9 protein-coding genes and 1 pseudogene are annotated in these 17,679 nt (G+C 32.2%); 6 read left to right on the top strand and 4 right to left on the bottom strand.

What is annotated here, in order from left to right:
* Positions 1-23: 23 nt before the first annotated feature.
* The 4 genes from KQA_RS0209620 to KQA_RS18780 all read right to left on the bottom strand — a co-directional run bounded on the left by KQA_RS0209620 (position 24) and on the right by KQA_RS18780 (position 9,688).
* Complete coding sequence (locus KQA_RS0209620; protein ID WP_010180528.1) at positions 24-1,448, bottom strand: arylsulfatase; 1,425 nt, start codon at positions 1,446-1,448, stop codon at positions 24-26.
* A gap of 143 nt (positions 1,449-1,591) precedes the next feature.
* Positions 1,592-3,199: a glycoside hydrolase family 27 protein gene (locus tag KQA_RS0209615; RefSeq protein ID WP_010180526.1), complete on the bottom strand. Its 1,608-nt coding sequence runs from the start codon at positions 3,197-3,199 to the stop codon at positions 1,592-1,594.
* A gap of 375 nt (positions 3,200-3,574) precedes the next feature.
* On the bottom strand, positions 3,575-7,693 hold the full coding sequence (locus KQA_RS0209610) for a hybrid sensor histidine kinase/response regulator transcription factor (RefSeq protein ID WP_010180524.1): 4,119 nt from the start codon (positions 7,691-7,693) through the stop codon (positions 3,575-3,577).
* Positions 7,694-7,804: 111 nt separating this feature from the next.
* Entirely contained in the window at positions 7,805-9,688 is a 1,884-nt protein-coding gene (locus tag KQA_RS18780) for an alpha-1,3-galactosidase-related protein (protein ID WP_010180522.1), read from the bottom strand.
* A gap of 147 nt (positions 9,689-9,835) precedes the next feature.
* On the opposite strand from KQA_RS18780, the gene KQA_RS0209600 reads away from it, so the two are divergent.
* The 6 genes and pseudogenes from KQA_RS0209600 to KQA_RS20750 form a co-directional block, all read left to right on the top strand.
* Positions 9,836-10,345 (top strand): hypothetical protein, encoded by a 510-nt coding sequence (locus KQA_RS0209600; protein WP_010180520.1) that lies wholly within the window; start codon positions 9,836-9,838, stop codon positions 10,343-10,345.
* 41 nt (positions 10,346-10,386) lie between these two features.
* The gene (locus tag KQA_RS0209595) at positions 10,387-11,085 is read left to right on the top strand and encodes a T9SS type A sorting domain-containing protein (RefSeq protein WP_010180518.1); all 699 of its coding nucleotides are present in this window, start codon (positions 10,387-10,389) and stop codon (positions 11,083-11,085) included.
* A 185-nt stretch (positions 11,086-11,270) separates the two neighbouring features.
* Complete coding sequence (locus KQA_RS0209590) at positions 11,271-13,733, top strand: glycoside hydrolase family 2 TIM barrel-domain containing protein (RefSeq protein WP_010180516.1); 2,463 nt, start codon at positions 11,271-11,273, stop codon at positions 13,731-13,733.
* Between the two features lie 233 nt (positions 13,734-13,966).
* Positions 13,967-14,494, top strand: coding sequence for a hypothetical protein (locus tag KQA_RS0209585; RefSeq protein WP_010180514.1), 528 nt, complete (start codon positions 13,967-13,969; stop codon positions 14,492-14,494).
* A gap of 262 nt (positions 14,495-14,756) precedes the next feature.
* Entirely contained in the window at positions 14,757-17,009 is a 2,253-nt protein-coding gene (locus KQA_RS0209580; protein WP_010180512.1) for a beta-galactosidase, read from the top strand.
* Between the two features lie 12 nt (positions 17,010-17,021).
* Positions 17,022-17,679 (top strand): annotated as a pseudogene (locus KQA_RS20750) (T9SS type A sorting domain-containing protein); the annotation flags it as partial.

Below are 17,679 nucleotides of genomic sequence, written 5' to 3'. Positions count from 1 at the left end.
TATTTTTTTAAAGTCACAATTTTCTACATTTTAAATAAACCTCCAGCTAAAGGGTAATGTTTACTTTTTGTGCTTTCACTATTGAATATTTCATTCATTTTATGAACTATCTCGGGGTTATCTTCGGCTACATTATTGATTTCAAAAACATCTTTGCTTAAATCGTATAATTCTGTTTTACCCGATTTTGCAGTACGCACTGCTTTCCAATTCCCCATCCTAGCAGCTTGTGCTACACTTTTATGATAACCTGATTCATGTATTTCCCAATATAAATGCTCATGCTTTTTTTGAGATTTCCTTGTTAATTCTGGTAAAAATGAAATACCATCGGTTTGTTTTGGAATTGGGATGTTAGCTACCTCGGCCAATGTGGGCATAATATCATAAAATGTTGCTTGATGCTTTGTGGTATTTCCTTCAGGTATTTTCCCTTCCCAATAAGCAATCATCGGTACTCGTATCCCTCCTTCATATAGAGCACGTTTGTAACCTTTTAATCCTCCTGAACTTTTAAAAAATTCATTATCGTGATAGTTCTCTTTATGAGGGCCATTATCACTAGAAAATATAATTAAGGTGTTTTCTAATTCTCCTCTTTCTTTTAATTTATTGAACAATCTTTTAATTTGGGAGTCTAGCATGGTAATACGTGCAGCATGACGACGTTCTATTTCTGGCCAAGCTTCCATTTTGTCTTCGTATAGATCTGTTTTGCTTAAAAAGAATTCATGTGCATGAGGTATTCTATAAGACATGTATAAAAAGAATGGCTTGTCACTCTTTTTTTTATCTAAATATTCTAAAGCAAAATTAGTTCTAAATTCATCTAGGCACTTATAGTTATTGTAATTGTAAAATACTGAATCTTGATTATTGTTTACCCAGTGTTCCCGTTCATCTAAAAGTATCCCTTTTTCATTTTCGCCCCATTGCTCCTGAACTGCATAATCAAATCCACGGCCTTTTGCCCAAGTAGACATATCTTCGGGAATACCCAAATGCCATTTTCCAATCATAGCGGTTTGGTAACCTGCTCCTTGAAGCATTTCACCAAGTGTGATCTCGGACTTACTTAAAGGTACTCTGCGTGATTTCCCAGTATTTGCGCCACCATTAGCTCGGATGGTAGCGTGTCCGGTATGTTTTCCCGTCATAAGCGTTGCTCTGGACGGAGCACATACAGAAGTCCCTGCATAAAAATCTGTAAATCGAAGTCCTTTTGATGCTAGTTCATCTAAAAACGGTGTTTTAATATCTTTTTGTCCATAACTTCCTAATTCACCATATCCCATATCATCTGCTAATAAGAAAATGATATTTGGATTTTTTCCTGTATATTTTTGCGACACTTGAGCTGTTTCTATTTTCTTTTCTGTTGTATTACATGCAGCATATGAGAAAAGTATTGCTGTAGCAAAAAATGTTTTAAATATTTTTATCTTCATAAGTATTATTCTTGAAAACTATTTCGTTTTTATTTGTGAATGACTGATCACTTTTTTTGTAGAGCTACTTGTTGATCAATAGCCTTTTTAGGTTGTTAGTGTTTGATGTTTTTTCTTTTGTTAGAGATGTATTTAAATTGATCCTATCCTAGACGTATTAAAATAACACCATGAGGCTGAACAACGGCAGAAAAGCGATCTTTATAGTTGCCAATATTTTTTTGCCTCCATAGATCTCTAATGCTCTTTATGCCTTCAATATTAATGTCTTTCCAATTTAGGTTAATGATCTGTTCTTTTTCTTTTAAATTAAATAAGCCCACTGCTTTGGAGCCATCAGCTAGGTCTTTTACCACAATTTCAAAATCTTCATTCTGAGTTATGGATTTTCCTGGGGTCCCTTTTTCATCTTGATTAATAGCTAAAACCTCAGAGTTTGTGAGTAGCTTCACGGTAAAATCGTCCATTGTTTCAATGGGGCAGCCTATAAGTAAAGGTGCTGACCAGAGAGACCATAGAGAGATGTGTGAATATTGTTCATCTGCAGTTAATCGAGAGGGTATTGGGTTTTTACTTTTTGTATTTACCTCTCCAACAACCAACATATCTGGGTCTGGGAAATGTCCTGGTGCTCCGGGAAACCCGTTTTCTAACCAATACCTATGTGCTTTCCACTCGTCTCTTATACTTTTATGACTTCCTTTTCCATCCCATCTATCCTTTAAATCACCATAGGTTCTAAAACAATTGACTACCTTACCGAATAATTTTGCATGTTCTAATGGTGCCGTATTTGATATAGAATAAATTATATCTCTACCACTATTTTCCAAGGCCTTAGCCATTCTTATAGTACTAGCAGGTTCATTAGGGTTCCAGTCGTATTTTAAATAATCTATTCCCCATTCTGCCCATTGTATGACGTCATTGGTATCAAATGTATATACTGCTATTCGTGTATTAATGCGTTCGGATTTTAATTTTCTATCATCCATAGATGTATTCCAGTAGCCATCTTTAGTATCGCTAGAACCACCAACACGTCCTGCATAGGTAGTAATCCAAGGGGAAGAATATATACCCACTTTTAAACCCATATCATGGATTTTATTACACATAGTGCTCATATTAGGAAATTTAACAGAGTCTGCTAAAATAGCATTGTGTTTACCTCCTCGATGTGATTGCCAACCATCATCCATATTGATGTAAGACCAACCATAATTTTTTAGGCCTTTATTCACCATAGCTTTAGCTGAAGCAATAACATTATCTTGAGTTACATATTCTCCCCAACAATTCCAACTGTTCCAGCCCATGGGAGGCGTTAAACAAATGGTCTTGCCTACTTTTATTTTGAATGTTTTTTTCGCTTCTCCTAAATGATTCTTAGCAACCAAGACTATATCTAAATCTTGAGGCTCTTCATTTTTGATAACCCCGCTAATGACTCCAGTTTCGTTATGAACATGTAAACCTTCAGGTAGTTTTTCAACAGTAAACTCAATAGGTTGCTTCCCTGTTGCAGGAATGGTGTATAAAAAAGGAGCATTAGGTCTCACTCCAAAAACTGAAGGTCCATGGATTTTTGGTATGTCTCCAATCTCTGGGGTTAAAATATATTTACCTTCTTCTTTTTTAGGATTGTAAGTCTGGGTATCGATTTTAGAATCGCAGGAAGAAATAATTAATATAAAACCTATAAAACCTATAAAACGTAATAGGAATTTGAGGAGATTGTTGAATGGCATTGTAATTAATTTTATATACACTATAACAGGATTTAATACTCTAGGACTTGCATTGAAATCAAAATTTTATTCACTGTAAAATACTTCGAAAGGCTTGTTCAAGGTAGTTTACTAATTTCAATGAGTAGCACTTTTTTTAGAAAGTGAAACCTATAAATTTTTCAAAACATAAAGGTGCTTCAAATTCATCTTTTGAGTCTGTCATAATGAGATAGAATTGGTTGAAAACACTATAACCCTTTGTTTTTTAGAAAATAAAATAGCTTTAGGATGATTGTGTTGTTCTATTTTATGATCAATACAAATTGAAAATTCATTATTTAAAACCAATATCAAAATGAATAGTTTCAAGTTCAATCTACAGGATTAAAGTTTTTATTGAATAGCATCATCGATATCAATAATATTATTATCAGAAAATTTATCATCAAAGATTTCCTTTCTTTGTTTTCGGTATTCTGAAGGAGTTTTTCCAAAGCGTTTTTTGAAAAGTTTACTAAAATATTTTCTATTAGAATACCCCACTTTATAACAAGCTTCAATAACAGTTGCATCACTCTCCAGAATGAGCTTTCTTGCAGTTTTTAAACGAATCTCAGTAATAAATTCAATTAGAGATAATCCAGTTAGTGCTTTAATTTTTTTATAAATAACAGAATGACTAACTCCTAGTTTAGCAGTAATAAATTTGGTGTTTAATTCTTCAGAGTCTATATGTTCTTCAATTAATTTGATAAGTTTATCCAGTAATTTTTGATCATATTCGTTAATAGACAATTCATTAGGATTCACAATTTCATCATTGTTCATTCGCTTTCTAATGAATGTTCTATTTCTTAAAATACTTTGAATTTTACTTAGAAGGATATTTTCATTGAAAGGTTTTAATATATAATCTTCAGCTCCTACGGAATAGCCTTCTTGTTGATGAATTAATGTTGTTCGAGCCGTTAATAATAGAATTGGGATGTGGCTTGTGTTAATGTTAGATTTTATTTTTGTAGTCATTTCGATCCCATCCATGTTAGGCATCATTACATCACTAATAATAAGGTCTGGTAATTGTTTTTTAGTGATCTCTAATCCTATTTTACCATCGGCAGCTTCAAGGATTGTGAAATTTTTGTTTATTAAAGAAACAATATATTCTCTTATATCTTTATTATCTTCTACTACCAACACTACAATCTCTTCATTGTTATCAGGTAAGGTTTGGTTGTTAGGAGCAGTATGTGTGTTGTCTTGATTTAAAGCAATGTAATTTTCTGGGTTCTCTTCTTCATTTTCAATAAATAATGTATCGGCATTTATAAGATGATTTTTTCCTTTTTTTAATTTGATGGTAAAGGTGCTTCCTACATTAGGAGTGCTTTCCACAATTATTTCGCCTTTATGTAAGTTAATAATCTCTTTGGAAATGCTTAGACCCAGACCAAAACCGGCACCATACTTTCGTCCTTTTAATTCGGGTTGGTAAAATCTATTGAATATTTTGGATAACTGTTTTTCAGAAATTCCAATACCTTCATCCTTTAAAATTAGTTCGACATGCTCATTTTTTTCTTGTAGCTTTAGACTAATTAGCTTATTACTATCAGTAAATTTTAAGGCATTGGAAATTAGATTGTAAACTACCTTTTCCATTTGCATTTTATCAAACCACAACTCAGGCTCTTTTAATTTCGATTCAAATTTTAAATCTATTTTTTTTTGATTAGCAAGCTCTTTAAATGAAAGGAAGATTTCATAACAAAATGCCTCCCAATTACTAGGGCTAATTTTTAGAGTGGTGGCGTTATTTTCAAGTTTTCGATAGTCTAGTAACTTATTTACTAGGTTTAGCAACTGTGTACTATTCTTTCTAATAGTATTAATTGGATTCAATTGTTTTTTGTCAACAAAAGATTCCTCTTTTAATAAATTGTTTATTGAAGAAAGAATTAGGGTTACTGGTGTCCTGATTTCATGAGATATGTTGGTGAAAAATTGTTGTTTTAGGTTTCCTAATTCTAAGTCTTTTTCTCGAGATAACTTTTCTAATTCCAAATTGGATTTCATTTTTTCCCAAGCAATGATGTATTTTCTAAAGATATAGAAAGCGAGTGCTACTAAAATGGCATAGAAAATAATAGCCCACCATTCTAGCCAGAAAGGTTTATTAATTTTTATATTTATGGAAGAAAATTCTGAATCATTGGAAGTGCCAGGTCTATGGCTTCTAACTTTAAACGTATAAAAACCTGGGGCAAGGTTGGTGTAAGTTACTTTATTATCCGTACCAATATTTCTCCAATCCTTATCAAAATTTTCCATTTTAATATCATATTCAAACATTTTTGAAATGGGATAATGAAGTGTGGTAAACTCAAAAGTAATTACGTCATGGTGATGTTTTAATTCTATGGCATCCGCTTGAGTAATATTTTTTTGTAAAATTCCAGAACCAATTTCAACAGGTTTATTGAATAATTTAAAATCGGTTAGTAGGACAGTAGATGGTTTTGTTTTATGTTTTAAATCATTTGGATTAAATTTGACTACTCCGTTTGTAGATCCAAAAAATAATTCTCCGTTAGAGTCTTTAAAAATAGCATTTCTATGATACTTTTCTGCTAAACCCGGAAAGCGTAAAAAATTATCTGATTCATAGTCATAACTCAAAATACCTTCTTTAGTACTTAACCAAATGCGATGCTCATTATCCTCAATAATTGCAGTAACGGTTTCTTTTCGCAGTTTTTTAAATGAATTGAAGCGTTCTACGGTACCAGACTCAAAATTAATCCTATTGATACCCTCGCCAACAGTACCAGCCCAAAGGTTTCCTTTAGCGTCTTTGTATAAAGAAATGACATTATTACTACTGATGCTATTAGGGTTACTTTCATCATGCTTGTACTGATGTGCCTTTCGGGTTACAATATCGAATAGCGTAATTCCACCTTCAGAGGAACCCACCCAAAGATTATTGTTTTCTAATTGAATACAGGTAATATTATTACTAGAAATAGACGTAGGATCATTGTATTCGTGTTTAAATCGCACAAAACGATTTCTGTCAATATCAAAGTAGTTGAGTCCGCCACCGCCAGTAGCTATCCAAAGATTTCCTTTAGAATCTTCTTTAATACCTCTAATATCATTATAGCTAATGCTTTCTTCATCTAGAGGGTTGTTTTTAAATTGTTTATACGTATAATTTTTTAAGTCTACTTTTATAAGTCCATCAGAAAAAGTTCCCAACCACAAAGTGTTTTTTTGCTGAAGCATACATTGTACAGTATTTGCTCCAAGGTAATTAGGCCTGTTTTTTTTGAATTGGGTTATTTTATTAGTAGCGGTATTGTATTCCGTAAGCCCATCACCATCCAGACCGAAATAAAGCTTTTTATCTACTTTGTAGATCGATAATACCTTGGAAGTCTGGTCTCCTTTAATATCACTAAAAATAAAGTCAAAATCTTTTTTGTAGGGAAGGTAATTGATACCATTCCATGCGGTACCGATCCAATAATCATTATCAGCATCCTGAAACACGGAATAAATAGCATTCCCTGCTAATGAAGAACTTCTTTGTGGTACATTTTTATAACTTACTACTGTAGGTGCGTTACTGTCATAATTAGCAATCTTAAATAGCCCATCTCCATCGGAGCCTAACCATAAATTAGACTGTTTATCCAGAAAAAGAGATCTAATGATAGCAACGTTATTTTCTAATTTAAGGTTTTCAACGAAGTAATTACTATATTTTTTTGATTTAATATCATAAATCAAGGCGCCTTCACCACTGGTCCCAAGTAAAATACGAGAATTAGGTAATAATAATAAGTCATGTATAAATCTTGAGGAACGATTGGTACTTGATATACGTTGAAATTCTTGTTTTTGCGTATCAAGTTTAAATAAGCCTCGGCCAAATGATCCGGCATAGGTATCTCCATGTTCATCTTGAATCACACTTCTGATATCCATATTTCTTACAGGCTTTCCAGCAATTTTTAGTTGAAAATTATAGAAGCGGTTATTTTTAATATTAAATTTGGAAACACCTCCTTTAGTGGCTAGCCATAGATTTCCTTTAGTATCGGCATGAATTTTTTTAACCTGATTGAATAATGAGTTTTTTGCTTCTGAAGCTTTATTGATATGACTTGTAAAAGTGTCTGTAGAATAATCATAGTTACACAATCCTTTTGTGGTTGCAAACCAAATTGTATTATTAGTATCAATATAAATATCATAAATTATATTCGATGATATAGTGCTATTTTGCTCATTAAAGGTTTTAATATGTGTACCGTCGTAACGGTTAAGTCCATTGGAAGTGGCAATCCATATGAATTTATCTTTATCTTGTTTTATACTCCAAATTCTATTATTGGATAAGCCATCTTCTTGATCAATGCTTGTAAAAATAACTTCTGATTGACCGTTTATAGGTGATATAGAAATAAGAAATAATAAAGTCAGTAAAGTAAAATGTTTAATCATTTTATGTGCAGGGAATTTTTTATAATAAAGCTATTGTTTTTTGATAATATTAAACTCACCCACCACACAAAATAGTTTAACAAAATGTTTATAGCGGTGGGTAAGTTTAATTTAATTTTGAAAAAAATATTTATTTGGATTAATTACAGTTTGCGTATTAAACCCTTTATTTTCTTTAATTTTAACAATATTACTATCAATAATACTTATTTCAGCGCTTTTTTTACCAATATAGTGATTTCCACTGATTAATACGTTTTTACAATTTTGAATATCAAATTGAGATAAATCACTGAAAATGCTGTTGTAGGTATTTGTCTGTATAATTTTATTATTGGTAATTTGAAGTCCATCTACACTAAGTGCGTAAACAATATGAGGATCAAAAGTATTTATGGTGTTGTTATCAAAAACAATATTTTTGTGAAAATAATTACCACTTCTAAATTTTTTTCCAATAATAGGGTCTACTTGTAGTATGGCTTGTGGTTTAGCGCCTCCTATTCCAAGATCTTCAAAAGTATTACCTCTAATAGTAAGATCTGTGACTGGACCCGATTCAAACCAATAGTTAGCATCTCCGCATACACGAACACCTGCCATCATGCTTGAAAAATAGTTATCTAAAATTTCAACTTTTTTGGAGGTAGAGATAAGTATACTTCGAGCTCTGTTTTGCTTTACACTACAATTTTTCATGAGTACACTTGCCATCCATGTCGTGTTTTCTACAGCTATTTCAGTCGTAATATCCAAAGGGAGTGGTTCCTCCATTTCGATGATGTATTTTTTTTCATTGATTTGTTTTGCAGTTTTTACTGTACCTGTAAATAAAGCATGTAAATCTGTTCGTGTTATAAATCGAAGTTCATCCCCTTTTTCAGCTATATTAAAGCCTTCTTGTTGGTAATGCATTGGTTTTACGGCAAATTTGTTTTTTCCTAGGATTTCTGATATTACCATATAGGTGCCGTGTATATTGGTAGCATCGTCTAGCATATTTTCAAAACGACAATTTTCTAAGGTAACTAGACCTTTACAATTTACAAAATGAGTAGCATCGGCAGAGGCGCCAATCATTTGTTTAGAACGTTTTGAAAGTAATACATTAAATGAATTTAAAGTAAGGGTATCACAGCGTTCGGCAATCAGTGCCATAGCACCACTCGCGTACACATTAATATCATTTAGATTAATTTTAGAGGAGGCTGTAAGGTGTATAGCTGGGTACCTTCTATTTTGTCCGTGTGGACCTTTATCGACAAAAATAGAGCCCACTGGTGGAACATCTTTAGTTGTTTGATAACCCGAAAATTGTATAACGCCTTTTTCAATTTCTTTAGCTTTCAGTTTGTTCCATTGAAGGAAAGAAGAAGTATTGTAATAAGGTCTTAATTTGGTTTTGTCATATATAATATTCTCTCCTAAAGGTAATTTCCAATCATAGCCTTTGAAAAACAATTCATTATTCTCTATTTCATAATCATTGTTTTCATTTACTTTTATAGTAAATACTTTAGTCGTATTATTACTTTCAATGACTTCACCTTCAAAAGTAAAAGGTTTATCCCAAAATAGGTTGATTTTTTTTAAACTGATATTTGTTGAGTTTTTAAATTGAAAGGGAATAAGGCTTCCATGAAATACAAAATCACTATTCCCTCCATTTAAAAGAAATTTTTCGAAGTTTTGTGCTGGAAAAATAATCTTTCGATGTCCATTATCATTATTAGAAATTTTCACATAATGACTTTGCGCTTTTTCAGGATAAAAATGATAGGTGCCTTTTTCAAATCTTAATTCAATTTTATTAGGGTTTTGCTTTAGTATGTTAGTTATAATTGGAGTATAATCTTTAATGTTGGGATTGTTTTTAATAAGGATTTCGTTATCATTCCTAGAAATATTATTGTTTTCATTATCTAAAGATTTACTTGTTTTTTGTTTGCAAGCTATAATCAAAGCAACAAGGAATACCATTTTTAAAAATCTCATGTTTTTCATTTTTTGATAAATATAAAGTCAATATTTTAACAAAAAGTGTATTGGAATAAGGTAAATGAATCTAATACACCATTTAAATGAAAATATACTCCTATATAATAAGACTATATCGTTTTCTTTGTAAACAACAGCTAATCAATGTCCCAATTATTAAATACCCCGAATAATACTATGAAAAAAATAGTCTTGTTAAGTATAGTTATTTTATGTTATACATCAAAAAGTTTAGCTCAAAGTTCATTTGTAATGAAATGGTCAAATAATACAGTTATAAATGGAAGAATATTTGAACGTGGAGCTGAGCTTAAAGATATCGGAGGATATTTTAATCTTGGTAAAACCAACGATGGAAAGAAAAGAAAGTTGGGAAAACATGGGATTGGATTTGTTATTAGAATAATAAATGCAAATGGTAAAAGAGAAGGAGTAGAGTATGGATTTGTTAATTTTTTAAAAAATAATAACGCAAAGGAGGGGTATGCAATAGGTGATTTTACAATACCTAAGCATATACCAAAATCGTATACTTTACCCAAAGGGAGTTCTTATTATTTATGTATGGTAGGTCATGCATCATCAAAGAATGGTAAGGAACAATTTTATATGACTCAACCAAAGCCCTTAGGAGTAAAAATAATAATCAATTAAAATCGGATTAAATATAATTATTAACATTAAAAACATGTATCATGAAGAAAATTATCTTTTTATTATCAGTTTCAATTTTTAGTTTAAATACTACAGCTCAATCTATAGAAGTGGATACTCAGGGAGTGGATAGTTCTACAAGTTTAATGCAAGGTGAATCCTTTGATATGGCATTGACATGGGATACTAATGGTAATGCGCTAATTCAAAATGGAGTTAATGTTGAAATTGTACTACTTAATACAGATCCCTTTTCGCAGACTGTAGTAGCAAATGGTGACTTTATAGTAGAAGCAGCAGGTGGTGCAACTACAGGGACCAGTGTAATAACAACTATAACCATACCAGAAGCATTAGCACCTTCTAATACATTGGCAGCAACAGAGCGATATATCTTAAATATTTTTATGCAAGCCGAAAATATTGGTTTTGTAAATGCAACCGGAATAAACGGTAGCCCTAATGCAAGATTTACGCTAAATGTGACAGAAAATCCTACATTAAGTACAAATGATTTTGATCTGCCGGAGGATGTGTCATTAAGTCCTAATCCTATACAAGGTGGAGTTGTTACGGTAAATTCCACAGTTGATGAGGTTACTATAACCAATATAGTAGGACAAATTGTTTTGAAAACTAAGGAGAATTCCTTTGATGTTTCAGGTTTAGCTTCGGGCTTGTATTTTGTTAAAATTTCTTCGGAAGTAGGACAAGGAGTTAGAAAATTAATTGTTTTGTAGTATATCAATAATTAAAAAGAAAAAGATTAATTATTAGGGTTTCAATGTTCTGCCAAATCATTGAAACCCTAATTAATTTATGTCAATACACCAATAGCCGAATAAACACACCTACTTTAATGGATATATAGCCTCCCATTCGTGCTGTGATCAATTAAATTGTCAAAATATTCAAAACTAAGAAGATGGAGAGACTTATATGTATAATTTTTTTAAGTTTATCATTAATAAATGTCTTTGGACAAAATACAGTTCGTAGAGAAACAATTCTTTATGATGGATGGAAATTTAAAAAAGGTTACGAAGCGAATGCTTACATGGCAACGTATAATGATAGTGAATGGGAGGAAGTTTCTATCCCTCATGATTGGGCTATTGAAGGTCCTTTTGATAAAGAGGTTGATAAGCAAAGTGTAGCTATATGGCAAAATGGAGAAAAGGTTCCATCCGAAAAAACAGGTAGAACAGGAGCGCTTCCACATATTGGCGAAGCTTGGTACAGAAAGAAATTTAAACTAGATAAAGAAGACGCTACAAAAAAAATTATACTATTTTTTGAAGGAGCAATGAGTCAACCGAAAGTCTTTGTCAATGGTAAAAAAGTTGGGGAATGGAATTATGGGTATAGTTATTTTTACTTTGATATATCAAATGTAGTTAATTTTAAAGGCGAAAATACTTTAGCCGTTCACCTTAAAAATGATTCAAAATCATCTCGTTGGTATCCCGGTGCGGGTTTGTATAGGAAAGTAAATTTAATTGTAAAAAATAAGGATGGATTTGATCAATGGGGAACTTTCATAACAACTCCAAAAGTAGCACCAGCCGAAGCAACAGTTTCGATTAAAACAACTACTAGGAAAGGCTTTACATTAGTCTCAAAGGTACTTGATGAGAATAACTATACTTTAGGATCAATACATTCCCAAACATCAGAAGAGTTTACTCACCAAACACTTAATTTAAAAAATGCAAAATTTTGGAGCCCGGAAACCCCTCATTTATATTACCTAGAGCAAAAACTATACAAAGGAGAAAAATTAGTAGATCATATAAAACAACGGTTTGGTATCCGTTCTGTTAATATTACCGCCGAAAATGGGTTTGAGTTAAACGGTAAACGTCGAAAGTTAAAGGGGGTGTGTTTACATCACGATTTGGGACCTTTGGGTACAGCCGTGAACCGAGCTGCCATAAAAAGACAGTTGAAGATATTAAAAGATTTAGGCGTAGATGCTATTAGAAGTGCACACAATATGCCATCCTTAGAACAACTAGAGCTTTGTGACGAAATGGGATTTATGTTTTTAGCTGAAAGTTTTGACGAATGGAGAAAAATGAAAGTAGAAAATGGATATCATCGTTTTTTTGATCGGGATGCGGAAAAAGATATTGTTAACTTGGTTCGAGCAACGCGAAATCATCCTTCAATTATAATGTGGAGCTCAGGAAATGAAGTTCCAGATCAAAATGAAAAAGAAGGGGCAGCATTGGCTAAAAAACTCCAAGATATTTTTCATAGAGAAGATCCTACTAGAAAAGTAACCGTTGGAATGGATCAAGTTAAAACAGTTATGGAATCTGGTTTTGGAAGTGTGTTAGATGTTCCTGGTCTAAATTATAGAGTACATCTATACGAAGAAGCTTATAAGACTTTTCCGCAAGGTTTTATTTTGGGTTCCGAAACGGCTTCAACAGTTAGTTCAAGGGGAGTTTATAAATTTCCTGTTACCGAGGCCAAAATGAAGCAATATGATGATTTTCAATGTTCATCCTATGATTTAGAAAGTTGTAATTGGTCAAATATTCCCGATGAAGATTTTGTATTGCAAGATGATAAAGATTGGGTCATAGGAGAATTTGTTTGGACAGGTTTCGATTATTTAGGGGAGCCTACCCCATATGATCAGAAATGGCCTTCGCGTAGTTCTTATTTTGGAATAGCAGATTTGGCGGGGCTACCCAAAGATCGATATTATTTGTACAGAAGTCGTTGGAATACGAATGAAAATACGCTTCACATATTACCTCACTGGAATTGGAAAGGTAGGGAAGGTGAGATTACACCAGTTTTTGTATATACAAATTTTAAAAAAGCCGAATTATTTTTGAATGGTAAAAGTCTAGGAATTAGAGAAAAAAATAAACGTACCATAAAACAGCGCTATCGATTGATGTGGATGGATGTAAAGTACGAGCCGGGGGAACTAAAAGTAGTGGCTTTAGATAACAATAATGTTCCGTTAATGGAAAAAATCATTCGAACAGCAGAAGCACCTTATAAAATTATACTTGAATCCGACAGAAGTCGATTAAATGCAGATGGTAAAGACCTTTGCTTTGTAACAGCTTCAGTGATAGATAAAAATGGAGTCCCCTGTCCATTGGCATCAAATGAACTAGAATTCAATGTTACAGGTAAAGGTTTCTTTAAAGCAGCATGTAATGGAGATGCTACTTCATTAGTGCCGTTCCAGAACAATAAAATGAAACTGTTTAGTGGAAAACTTGTAACCATTATACAATCCACAAAAAAAGAAGGGGAAATACAGTTAAATGTAAAAGGGAAGGGGCTAATTCCTGCTACTTTAAAAATAAAATCTTACGGTAGTGCGGATAAAGTAGTCGGATTAATTAATAAGGATTAGGCTTTTTACTATGATTTTAAGATTATTGATTTATAAAGTTTAACACAGTGTATTTTCATAGTGTAATAATGGTTTTTTTGTTAAATTTTATCATTTGATATACGTTAAATAGAATTTACACTATCAATAAAATGAATTTACCCCCTAATAATAGTCTTGTAAATACAAACTTTGCAATATAGATGTAAAAAATATAAAGAAAACGATTTCGCATAGTTAAAAAATAAATTGTTATGAATAAAATCAACATTTTGCTAATTAGTTTATTGTCTATTTTTAGTGTAACAGGTCAAAATTTACTTAAAGATGGTGTTTCAGGTTTTGAAGGAGAAGAAGTATCGGGTTGGTGGATCCAACACAAGAATATTTTTCATTTCAGTAACAAAAAAGCCAATGGAGGAAAGCATAGTTTAAAGTTTTTTAGAAGTCCCGCAAGTGGAGAAAAAGGGAGTATGCAAGTTCACAATAAAAAGGCATTTAAAAAACCCTTGAAGTCGGGAAAATATAAACTTACAGCTAAAGTGTATTTGGGTTCAAATATACCAGCAGGATTTAATTTTAATTTTTCTGGGAAAAACTGGTTGCCTGTTCATGTAAGTTTCGATGGTCTTCGAAAGAAAAAATGGGTTGAAGTTTCACGAGAATTTAAGGTTAAAAAAATAGTAGAAGGCGGTGTTATTATTGCGGTTGCAGAAAGTGAGCAATACGGAGGATATGGGTCTTTTTATTTAGATGATATTAAAGTTGTAAAAATAAAGTAGTTCCTGTTTTAATCGGGGGTTATAGCAGTACTGTTCCTATGGTAACAATCATAACCATAGATGAGTATAAGAAGTTTATTATTGATTATGGGGTGCGCTTCTATGAAATTCATTTGTTTATATTATAATTAAGTTTAGTTTTTCATAGGTGGTTTCTTTCAACTATTTTTCATAGTTAGTGCGCTTCATATTTTTAGGCTATTTTAAATAGCATATCGTAGTAATAATCACAATAGGTTTTAATATAAATAGACATAATAGGATGAAGCACTTTTTTTTCGCAATATTGCTACTTACTTTTTCAGGTGTTTTTGCTCAGTCTAAAGCACAAGCGAAAAAAAAGATTAAGCAATTGAGTAAATTAATTGATATTGCTCAATCAAAAAAAATAGATGTATCTAAAGAGGAAATGTCTTTAAGGACAGCAAAGATTTTCTTAAAATATGCAGCATGGGATGAGCAAAATAAATCAGAAAACGAAAGATTTTTTGATTATGTTCATATATATAAAGAAAAAGCTAAGGAATTAGCAAAAGAACTTCCTAGTTTCGAAATTAAGGAAGTGAATCTACTTTTAGATAAGGTATTAGCAGTACTACAATCTGAAATTGATGGAGAAATAAAAAGGAAAAAAAGCCCTGAGATACATTGGGATAAATTAGAAATAAAGGGAAACAAAGTAATAGATACACAAACAGGTAAGCCTGTTTTTCTTGCGGATTGGATTTGGAAACCAAAGGTTAAAGAATTAACGGAGTATTACGGGAATATGGACGGCTTTTTCTTTACACATGGCTTTTTAGATAATGGAACACTCAAACCTTTCATTAAAAATAAACTTGTAGACAAGCCAAGCGGTCAACTTGGAAGTATATTTCTTAATCATTTAGGTATACCTGAATGGGCAAAAAAACAGTTTCCAAATCTTGATAAAGCAGGTCGCAGATACACTGCTTATGATATAGATCACCCAGGAGCACGAGAGCTAAATGAAATGCTTTTAAAGCAAATTATTCCTCTAATGAAAGGTAAACAATATTCATCCATGTATATGATGACCAATGAACCTCACTGGCATACTGCATCCAAAGCATGGAATACAGGAGAGGTTACAGAATATACCCGCGAAAAATTCAAAAAATGGCTTTCAACACAGCATACCGGTATTAAAACACTAAATACAAGATGGGGAACTTCTTTTAAAAGCTTTAGTGATGTTGAAATCGAAATACCCATCTCCGAAGACTTGAAGGGAACCCCTAAATGGTATGATTGGATTCGTTTTAATCAAGTACGAGTAAATGAATGGTTTAGTTTTCTTCATCACACTATTAAAAAATATGATCCTAAAGCAAAAACACATTTAAAAATAATGACGCATTTGTGGAGTGAGAATAAAAGAAATAGTGGAATAGATCTAGAAGCCTTGTCGGACCTTACCGATATTTTGGGGAATGACGCTGGAGCATATTATTCGTTAATGTGGGGTAAAGACCATAACTGGGAAGATTATTACAATTTTAATTGGAACGAGATTAGTATGTCCTATGACTTTATGAAATCCATTGGACCCAATAAAATAAATTACAATTCCGAAGGGCATTTTTTATCAACAGTGCGTTTTAGGGATTTATATATGAAGCCAGAATATGCAAGACTATCACATTGGCTTGCAGTATTGCAAGGAATGAATATTGTGAAAAATTGGTTTTGGTTTAGAAACCCAGATGGATCACTGCTAGATCAAAAGGATTCTAAAGGTTATGGAGGTTCTAATATGCAACAACCTAGAATTGTTCATGAGGTGACTTCTACTTTTATGGATTTGAATGCGCATGCCGAAGATATTGACGCATTACAAAATTTAGATAAGCCATTACGTTTATTTTATTCAAAAACTGCTGCTATTAACACAGATAATTATATGGATCATGTACGTGAACTGTATGAGGAAGTGTATTTTGAAGGAGTATCCATTGGATTTGTGACTCAAGATATATTAAAAAATCAGGGTTTTGAAACAAAGGAGGTCGTATTGATCTCCAATACGGAATTTGTTACCGATTTAGAATTTGATCAATTGCAATCTTACTTGGATAAAGGAGGTACAATAGTTTTAGATCATAATAGCTTAACAAAAAATCAATATGGAGAGCAACGCTTAAAAAAATTATCGGGAGTAAAAGGAAAAGTGATTTATGTTAGTGATGTTAAAGAAGTAGCCAAACAAGGATTAAAATTTATTAAGGAAAAAGGTTTGTTATCCGAGGTATCTATAAAAGAAATTAATATGACAGGGAGAAAAGGATGTGTATGGCGTTCATATAAAAAGGATGCGGATACTTATGTGGTAAATATTTTAAATCTAGGAAAACAAGAAGCTTCCTTAGTATTGAATTTAAGTAATAATAAAACGGTACAAAGGATTGTAAATCTTTTAAATGGAAAGGAAGTTAATCAACAATTTCAAATGAAACCACAGGAAATTATTTTACTAGAACTAAAAACAAACTAAAAACATTTTAAGATGAAAAGGTTATTATTTTTATTCTTTTTTTGGTGGGCAACATCTTTTTTTTATGCTCAAACATTAGAAGAAACGGCTCAAACTCGAATATCAGAACTTAATACTTTAATTACTCAAGCAGAAGGGCAAAGTATTGATGTTAGAAAAGAACGTATGGCTATTCGAGTAGCCGAGGTCTTTCTTTATCTAGCCGATTGGGATGAAGGTCATTTAAATGAAGTTCAGGCAAATTTTCAAAGTCAATTGCCCGTAATTCCTTTAGATAAGAATGCTTCCCAATTAGCAAATGAATTGCCAGACTGGGAACGTAGTGAAGTGATTCTAATGTTAGAAAATCGAATAAGCGAATTGAATGAGTTACTAACAGGTAATCGTACAAGGAAAGATTTTGTACCTATTAATTGGGCTAATCTTGAAATTGAAGGCGCAAGAATTGTGCAAAATGGACAACCTATTTTTGGTAATGATTGGACATTTAAAGATGATAAAAAAGTTGGCCCATACAGGTTAAATGATTTTTTTGGTGCTTTAGATGGTTACTTTTTTGCCCCTACATTTTTGGAAAGAAAAAATGATGGTTCTATAGGATTGAGGTCAGGGAGAGTTTCTCAGCTTAATAACCTGCCTTCAGGGAATTTTGGAGCTCCATTTTTAGGAA

It is taken from the genome of Aquimarina agarilytica ZC1 (genome assembly GCF_000255455.1).
Classification (GTDB): Bacteria; Bacteroidota; Bacteroidia; order Flavobacteriales; family Flavobacteriaceae; genus Aquimarina; species Aquimarina agarilytica.
The sequence above is the reverse complement of the archived record's forward strand: the minus strand, read 5'-3'. Positions and strand labels throughout refer to the sequence as shown.

Bases quoted from the DNA above. Each gene is read 5' to 3' on its own strand.
- KQA_RS18780 (WP_010180522.1), bottom strand. From the start codon at position 9,688: ATGAGATTTTTAAAAATGGTATTCCTTGTTGCTTTGATTATAGCTTGC.
- KQA_RS0209615 (WP_010180526.1), bottom strand. From the start codon at position 3,199: ATGCCATTCAACAATCTCCTCAAATTCCTATTACGTTTTATAGGTTTT.
- KQA_RS0209620 (WP_010180528.1), bottom strand. From the start codon at position 1,448: ATGAAGATAAAAATATTTAAAACATTTTTTGCTACAGCAATACTTTTC.
- KQA_RS0209580 (WP_010180512.1), top strand. From the start codon at position 14,757: ATGAAGCACTTTTTTTTCGCAATATTGCTACTTACTTTTTCAGGTGTT.
- KQA_RS0209585 (WP_010180514.1), top strand. From the start codon at position 13,967: ATGAATAAAATCAACATTTTGCTAATTAGTTTATTGTCTATTTTTAGT.
- KQA_RS0209590 (WP_010180516.1), top strand. From the start codon at position 11,271: ATGGAGAGACTTATATGTATAATTTTTTTAAGTTTATCATTAATAAAT.
- KQA_RS0209610 (WP_010180524.1), bottom strand. From the start codon at position 7,693: ATGATTAAACATTTTACTTTACTGACTTTATTATTTCTTATTTCTATA.
- KQA_RS0209600 (WP_010180520.1), top strand. From the start codon at position 9,836: ATGTCCCAATTATTAAATACCCCGAATAATACTATGAAAAAAATAGTC.
- KQA_RS0209595 (WP_010180518.1), top strand. From the start codon at position 10,387: ATGAAGAAAATTATCTTTTTATTATCAGTTTCAATTTTTAGTTTAAAT.